Source organism: Stenotrophomonas sp. YJH_SMC_21, from assembly GCF_059369555.1.
Genome location: NZ_JCAFSU010000033.1, coordinates 1 through 6,641, shown reverse-complemented (window position 1 = coordinate 6,641; position 6,641 = coordinate 1). Strand labels below are relative to the sequence as shown.

Annotated in this window: 8 protein-coding genes; 2 read left to right on the top strand and 6 right to left on the bottom strand. The window is 67.0% G+C overall.

Annotated elements, in window-relative coordinates; translation table 11 throughout:
- Window positions 1-137: 137 nt before the first annotated feature.
- From AC5P67_RS20670 to AC5P67_RS20655, 4 genes are all read right to left on the bottom strand, one after another.
- Window positions 138-629, bottom strand: coding sequence for an REP-associated tyrosine transposase (locus tag AC5P67_RS20670; RefSeq protein ID WP_049395500.1), 492 nt, complete (start codon window positions 627-629; stop codon window positions 138-140).
- Window positions 630-776: 147 nt separating this feature from the next.
- Window positions 777-1,727, bottom strand: coding sequence for an aspartate carbamoyltransferase catalytic subunit (locus AC5P67_RS20665; RefSeq protein ID WP_043398325.1), 951 nt, complete (start codon window positions 1,725-1,727; stop codon window positions 777-779).
- 16 nt (window positions 1,728-1,743) lie between these two features.
- Complete coding sequence (gene ruvX, locus AC5P67_RS20660; protein ID WP_005408378.1) at window positions 1,744-2,238, bottom strand: Holliday junction resolvase RuvX; 495 nt, start codon at window positions 2,236-2,238, stop codon at window positions 1,744-1,746.
- Window positions 2,231-2,797, bottom strand: a complete 567-nt coding sequence (locus AC5P67_RS20655; RefSeq protein ID WP_005408377.1) for a YqgE/AlgH family protein — start codon at window positions 2,795-2,797, stop codon at window positions 2,231-2,233. The genes ruvX and AC5P67_RS20655 overlap by 8 nt, the downstream gene beginning before the upstream one ends.
- A gap of 91 nt (window positions 2,798-2,888) precedes the next feature.
- Between AC5P67_RS20655 and AC5P67_RS20650 the strand changes: the two genes are divergently transcribed.
- Together AC5P67_RS20650 and AC5P67_RS20645 are read left to right on the top strand one after the other, a co-directional pair.
- On the top strand, window positions 2,889-4,676 hold the full coding sequence (locus AC5P67_RS20650) for a DUF4153 domain-containing protein (protein ID WP_111117927.1): 1,788 nt from the start codon (window positions 2,889-2,891) through the stop codon (window positions 4,674-4,676).
- Window positions 4,673-5,218, top strand: coding sequence for a DNA-3-methyladenine glycosylase I (locus tag AC5P67_RS20645; RefSeq protein WP_087803740.1), 546 nt, complete (start codon window positions 4,673-4,675; stop codon window positions 5,216-5,218). The genes AC5P67_RS20650 and AC5P67_RS20645 overlap by 4 nt, the downstream gene beginning before the upstream one ends.
- Window positions 5,219-5,301: 83 nt before the next feature.
- On the opposite strand, the gene AC5P67_RS20640 is transcribed toward AC5P67_RS20645, so the two are convergent.
- Both AC5P67_RS20640 and AC5P67_RS20635 read right to left on the bottom strand, forming a co-directional pair.
- Complete coding sequence (locus AC5P67_RS20640) at window positions 5,302-6,009, bottom strand: YitT family protein (protein WP_059033390.1); 708 nt, start codon at window positions 6,007-6,009, stop codon at window positions 5,302-5,304.
- A 110-nt stretch (window positions 6,010-6,119) separates the two neighbouring features.
- Entirely contained in the window at window positions 6,120-6,332 is a 213-nt protein-coding gene (locus tag AC5P67_RS20635) for a DUF4287 domain-containing protein (RefSeq protein WP_012479336.1), read from the bottom strand.
- Between the last annotated feature and the right edge of the window lie 309 nt (window positions 6,333-6,641).

Genomic DNA, 6,641 nt, shown 5'->3' with positions numbered 1-6,641 from the left:
CGGCTTGGGTATGGGTGGGTGCCGACCGTTGGTCGGCTTGGGTATGGGTGGGTGCCGACCGTTGGTCGGCTTGGGTATGGGTGGGTGCCGACCGTTGGTCGGCTTGGGTATGGGTGGGTGCCGACCGTTGGTCGGCACTACCTCTCCGCTTCGGGGTAATCCATTGCCTGGTACCTCTCATCGATCTCCCATCGGCACCAGGCATACGGATACTCTCCCACGCAGCTCGCCAAGTTCGCCCTGACCGGGTTGGCGACGATATACATCGCATGGCGAAACAGTGATTCGTCAGAACGAATGGCGTGATCGTGATAGCTCGATTGCCAGAATGGTCCTGTCCTACCCAGCATGCGGTTGATCCGCAATGCACTGCTCGATTTGAAGCGTTGCATGATGTAGTCCAGCGAGAACGCACGGATCTCCACAAGCCAATGGATGTGGTCCGGCATGACCACATAGGCAAGTGAGTGCGTCAGGCCCTCAGCATCAATGCGACGGAACACATCCATCACCTCATGTGCCGCAGTGGCATCATCGAAGTAGCGTCGACGCTCCTGGATGACGGTGGTCAGGATGTAGGATTGTCCGATCCGGGAATGGCGGCCAAGGCGTAGGCGTGCGCGGCTCATGGGCCCAAGCGTGCGCCTGCCGCTACTCCGGTTCTATCGGGCAATCACGTCAGTACAGGTAGGCCCGGAACCATTCAATGGCTAGGCCCGCACTTCACCGCACTGACGGTTCAGTGCCGACCAACGGTCGGCACCCACCCGGGCAGGTCAGCCCAGCAGGGTTTCCAGCACGGCCATGCGCACGGCGACGCCGTTGGCGACCTGGCGCAGCACCCACGACTGCGGGCCGTCGGCCACCTCGTCGGTCACTTCCACGCCGCGGTTGATCGGGCCCGGGTGCAGCACCGCGGCATCCTTGCCCGCGCGCGCCAGGCGTTCGTTGGTCAGGCCGTACTGCGCGTGGTACTGCTCCAGCGACGGCACCAGGCCTTCTTCCATGCGCTCGCGCTGCAGGCGCAGCATCATCAGCGCGTCGACGCCTTCCAGCATCGCGTCGAAATCATCGCCGACCACGCAGCCCTTCAGGGTCTCGTCGTCCGGCAGCAGCGACTGCGGGCCACACACGCGGATCTCGCCCACGCCCAGCGTGCGCAGCGCATGCAGGTCGGTGCGGGCCACGCGCGAGTGCTTTACGTCGCCGACGATCACGACTTTCAGCTTCGAGAAATCCGGGCCCTTGGCCTGGCGCAGGGTCAGCATGTCCAGCAGGCCCTGGGTCGGGTGCGAACTGCGGCCGTCACCGGCATTGATCAGCGCGGTGCCCTCGCCTGCCGCATCGGCCAGTGCGGCCACGGCGCCGTCATCGGGGTGGCGCACCACGAAGCCGCGCACGCCCATCGCTTCCAGGTTGCGAAGCGTGTCGCAGGCGGTCTCACCCTTGCGGGTAGAGGAGGTCGAGGCGTCGAAATTCAGCACGTCCGCCCCCAGCCGCTGCGCGGCCAGCTGGAACGAACTGCGGGTGCGCGTGGACGGTTCGAAGAACAGCGTGCACACCGCCGAACCGGCCAGCACGTGGCGCTTGTTGCCGACGCGGCCGACTGCGGCATCGCGGATCTGCCCTGCGCGGTCGAGCAGCTGCAGCAGCGTCTCGCGCGGCAGGCCCTCCAGGGTCAGCAGGTGGCGCAGGCGTCCGGAGGCATCGATTTGCTGGGCAGTCATGGCGGGAGTCGGGCAGTCAGGGAATGGGGGTGGCGTCGTCCGGCGACGACAGCCAGCGGTCGATGATCACCGCCGCGGCCACGGCGTCGAGGGCGGCCGCATCACGGCGGCGCTTGCGCCCTTCGGCGCGCTCGACAGCGAAGCGGCGGGCAGCCTCGACCGAGCTGGAACGCTCGTCGATCATCACCACTGGCAGCTTGAAGCGTTCCCGCAGCTGGCGGGCAAAGCCCTGCGCGCGCTTGCGGTTGGGCTGGTCCTGGCCGTCCAGGGTCAGCGGGTCGCCGACCACCAGGCCGTCGGGCTTCCATTCCTTGAGCAGGCGTTCGATCGCGGTCCAGTCCGGGCCGTTGCCGTGCACATCGACCACGGCCACCGCGCGCGCATGCGCGGCGAAGGCACTGCCGATGGCCACGCCGATCCGTCGCGAGCCGACATCGAAACCCAGAACGGTGCCATCACGGCGGATCGCCGGGGCAGCAGAATCCGGCGCGGGCGTGATGGGCTCAGACATGGCCGCTGTAGTCGGTCAGCCGGAACAGGTCCACGCCGATGCGCGAGGCCGCACCCTGCCAGCGCTGCTCCAGCGGCAGCTGGAACACCAGCTCGGCATCGGCGGGCACGGTCAGCCAGCTGTTCTCGGACAGCTCGCTTTCCAGCTGCCCTGCGCCCCAACCAGCACAGCCGAGGGTGACCACGGCATTGGCCGGGCCTTCGCCGCGCGCCATCGCTTCGAGGATGTCGCGCGAGGTGGTCAGGTACAGGCCGTCACCCACGGTCAGGCTGGAATCCCACGCCCGCGCGTCGTCATGGATGACGAAGCCGCGCTCCGGATGCACCGGGCCGCCGTTGAGCACCATGCGCGCCTGCAGGTCGCCATCACCGGTGGTGATGTCCATCTGTGCAAGCACTTCACCCAGCGTGTACTCGGAAGGCTGGTTGACCAGCACGCCCATCGCCCCGTTCTCGTCGTGCTGGCAGATCAGCGCGACGCTGCGGGCGAAGGTCGCGTCGAGCAGCGACGGCAGCGCGACGAGCAGGTGATCGGCAAGGGAGGTCGGCGTTACAGGCATGGTCCTATTCTACCTGCTGGGGGCGGGATGGTCGCGCGATGGCATCGAACAGCGATGGGCTAGGATGGTGCTTTGCCATGGAAGGTCATCGATGCAGTCTTCAACGCCCCTGACCCTGCCGGCACGCAGCGCCATCGTCCTGCTTGCCCTGCTGCAGGGCCTGATGCTGTATGCCGCGCAGGAACTGTCCGACGCGTGGCCGTTCCGCGATATCGGCTGGCGCTACTGCTGGTACGCCTGGGTGCTGGCCATTCCCAGCGCGGTGGCGCTGAGCCTGGTGGAGCTGGGCCAGCGCCGCCTGTGGCTGCAGGCCGTGCTCGGCTCGACGGTGGTGCTGGCGCTGGCCGCCTGGATCGGCTGGAACCTCAATGGCGAGACCGCACTGGAATCGGGCGCGTTGCAGCTTCCGTTGACCCTGGGCATTGCCGTTGCGGTGTTCGTGGTCCTGCCCTGGTGGCAGTTCCAGCTGCAGCACGGGCACTGGCGTGCCAGTTATCCCGAGCTGTTCGAGCGCGCCTGGCAGAATGGTTTGACCCTGGCCTTGGCGGCACTGTTCACCGGGCTGACCTGGCTGCTGTTGTGGCTGTGGTCGGCGCTGTTCCAGCTGCTCGACGTGACCGTCTTCCGCGACCTGTTCCGGCAGGATGCGTTCATCGCACTGGCCACCGGCAGCCTGGCCGGGTTCGGCGTACTGATCGGGCGCACCCAGCACCGCGCCATCCAGATCACCCGCCAGGTGCTGTTCGCGATCTGCCGTGGGCTGTTGCCGCTGCTCTCGTTCATCGCCGTATTGTTCGTGCTGAGCCTGCCGTTTACCGGGCTGGAACCGTTGTGGAAGACCCGCTCGGCCGCCGGCCTGCTGCTGGTGCTGTCACTGCTGCTGGTGACGTTCACCAATGCGGTCTACCAGCAGGGGGAAGACAGCGCCCCCTACCCGCTGCTGCTGCGCCGGCTGGTTGAAGCCAGCCTGCTGGCGCTGCCGGTCTACGCCGCACTGGCCCTGTACGCACTGGGACTGCGCGTGGTGCAGTACGGCTGGACCCTGGACCGGTTCTGGGCGGTACTCGTCGCAGTGGCCGTGGCCGGCTATGCCGTGGGCTACGCGCTGGCGGTGCTGCGCCGGCAGCGCCGCTGGTTGCAGATGCTGGAGCCGGTCAACCGCTGGATGTGCTGGGCGGTGCTGGCACTGGCGTTGCTGGGCAATTCGCCGCTGCTGGACCCGGTGCGGCTTGCCCTGTCCAGCCAGCTGGCGCGCCTGCGTGCGGACCCGCCTGCAATCACCAGCAGTGACGTCAACGTGCTGCGCTTCGATCTTGGGCGCCGTGGCGTGCAGGCGCTGCGCGACCTGCAGCATGATCCGGCCATCACCGCCGATGCCAACGCGCCGCAGGTGATTGCGGCTGCGCTGGCACGTACCTCACGCTGGGACGACGGACAGCGCCTCGACAAGGGGCCGCAGGACGTCGTCGCCCTGCAGCGCGCGTTGAAGCTGGCCAAGGGATCCAGCTCGCCACCGGACGATTGGTGGCAGGCACTGGCCACGCGCGCGATCGATGGCGAATCCTGCGCCCAGAGCGAGCGCGACTGCCTGATCGTGCATCGCGACCTGGACGGCGATGGCACCGGCGAAGTGCTGCTGTGCGAGCTGTACACCCACCGTGGGCCGGACTGCGTGCTGTACGCACGTGGCAGGGATGCCCACTGGCGCCGGGCCGGTTCGCTGTTCGGCACCGTCAGCGGCCAGGCCGAGGCGATCAACCAGGCCCTGCGTGACGGCAAACTCACGCTCGTGCCACCGCGCTGGCCGATGCTGTCCATCGGCGGGCACCCTGCGCTGGCCATCGATCCCGAATCCGAATCCAACGAGCCTTCCCCATGAGCGGCTACTGCCTCATCGCCCCGGGCCATCCGGTGCACGACTACTACCACGCCAACGAGTACGGCTTCCCGCAGCGTGACGAGCGCGAGCTGTTCGAACGGCTGGTGCTGGAGATCAACCAGGCCGGCCTGAGCTGGGAAACGATCCTGAAGAAGCGCGAGGGCTTCCGCACGGCCTATGACGGCTTCGATGTGGACCGCGTGGCTGCATACGCCGAGCAGGACATCGAGCGCCTGCTGTCGGACGCGGGCATCATCCGCAACCGGCTGAAGGTGCTGGCGGCCATCCACAACGCGCAGGTGATCCAGCAGCTGCGGGCCAGCCACGGCAGCTTCGCGTCGTGGCTGGATGCGCACCACCCGCGCAGCAAGGCTGACTGGGTGAAGCTGTTCAAGAAGACCTTCCGCTTCACCGGCGGCGAGATCACCGGCGAGTTCCTGATGAGCCTGGGCTACCTGCCCGGTGCGCATGCCGAGGACTGCCCGGTGCATGCGCGGCTGCTGACGCTGTCGCCGCCGTGGTTGCAGGCCACCGCCCGCTGATGGATATCCGCCGGGCATGGCCCGGCGTCATCACGCGTGGGTTCCGATAGTGCCGGCCGCTGGACGGCAACCCCGTTGAACGGTCACACGCCCATGTAGCGGCCGGGGCGGTGGTTGAACATCAGCACCAGGCTGAGCACCACCGCGCCGATGGCCGAGTACAGCACCTTCGACGGCGACAACACGAAGAACGCGGCCACCATCAGGCAGGCGTCGTAGGACATCTGCACCTTGCCCGCGCTCCAGCCGCGGGTGCGCTGCAGGTACACCGCCAGGATGCCGATGCCGCCGAGACTGGCACGATGGCGGATGAAGAACAGGATGCCCAGGCCGGACAACGCGCCACCGACGATCGCCGAATACAGCGGGTCGATGTGCGAGAAGTCGATCCAGCGCGGCAGCAGGTCGGTCAGCACGCCACAGGCGGTGACCGCGGCGAAGGTCTTCAGGGTGAATTCCCAGCCCATGCGCCGCAGCGCCACCCAGTAGAACGGCAGGTTGACCAGCACGAACACCAGGCCGAAGTTCCAGCCCATCGCGTAGTGCAGCAGGAACGCCATGCCCGCCATGCCGCCGATCATCAGCCCGCCCTTGGCGAAGATGGCCAAGCCCAGCGAGGCCACCATCGTGGCCAGCACCATGCCCTGCACGTCCTCGGCGATCGAGTGGCGCAGCGCTTTTTCGTCGGCGGTGGTGCCGGCGCTGTCGGGCGGCGGGGTCAGCGGACCGGCGGTGACCAGGTGGCCGTCAGCGTCGTCGCACGGCGCGGGGCCATGGGAGGGAAGGGACATACGGGTGGGGAACAGCAGGTGGGGAGCGGTATTAGACACGATCTGCATGACAGTTGCAGATGAAATCGTTCAGCTGAATGCGCCCCGCCCGATCTCCGGCCCGCCGCTGCTCAACCCTTGCTGGCCAGATGGTGCGCCACCAGCGCGTTGGCATGGCCATGGCCCAGCCCATGCTCACTTTTCAGGAAGCTGACCAGTTCCATGTGTTTCAGGCCCTTCTTCGCGGCCAGCAGCCCGAACCAGTGCGCCACCGGCTGCCCGTAGGTCTTCTCGATGGAGGGGAAATACGAGGCCGGGCCTTTCGGCTTGGTGTCAGTGCTCATGTGCAGCTCCCGTTGAAGTCGTTCATTCGACGAACCACAGACGCAGAAATCGACATACCCACACGTCCGACCCAGTGCCGACCAACGGTCGGCACCCACCAAAGCAGAATGCCGTTCCAACAGCTCACGGGAAACTGTCGAAGGTGGGGTGGGTCCGGTTGAGGGGGCGTGAGCCGCATGGATGCGGCGACCAAGCCTTATCTGATGAAAATCTGTCAGCGTAGGTGTCGAGAGCCGGCGTGGGCCGCCGTACGAGCCTGGATCTCGACGATCGCCATGTAGCTTGGCGCCCACGCCGGAATCTCCCTT

Bases quoted from the DNA above. Each gene is read 5' to 3' on its own strand.
- AC5P67_RS20655 (WP_005408377.1), bottom strand. From the start codon at position 2,797: ATGCCTGTAACGCCGACCTCCCTTGCCGATCACCTGCTCGTCGCGCTG.
- AC5P67_RS20650 (WP_111117927.1), top strand. From the start codon at position 2,889: ATGCAGTCTTCAACGCCCCTGACCCTGCCGGCACGCAGCGCCATCGTC.
- ruvX (WP_005408378.1), bottom strand. From the start codon at position 2,238: ATGTCTGAGCCCATCACGCCCGCGCCGGATTCTGCTGCCCCGGCGATC.
- AC5P67_RS20635 (WP_012479336.1), bottom strand. From the start codon at position 6,332: ATGAGCACTGACACCAAGCCGAAAGGCCCGGCCTCGTATTTCCCCTCC.
- AC5P67_RS20640 (WP_059033390.1), bottom strand. From the start codon at position 6,009: ATGTCCCTTCCCTCCCATGGCCCCGCGCCGTGCGACGACGCTGACGGC.
- AC5P67_RS20665 (WP_043398325.1), bottom strand. From the start codon at position 1,727: ATGACTGCCCAGCAAATCGATGCCTCCGGACGCCTGCGCCACCTGCTG.
- AC5P67_RS20645 (WP_087803740.1), top strand. From the start codon at position 4,673: ATGAGCGGCTACTGCCTCATCGCCCCGGGCCATCCGGTGCACGACTAC.
- AC5P67_RS20670 (WP_049395500.1), bottom strand. From the start codon at position 629: ATGAGCCGCGCACGCCTACGCCTTGGCCGCCATTCCCGGATCGGACAA.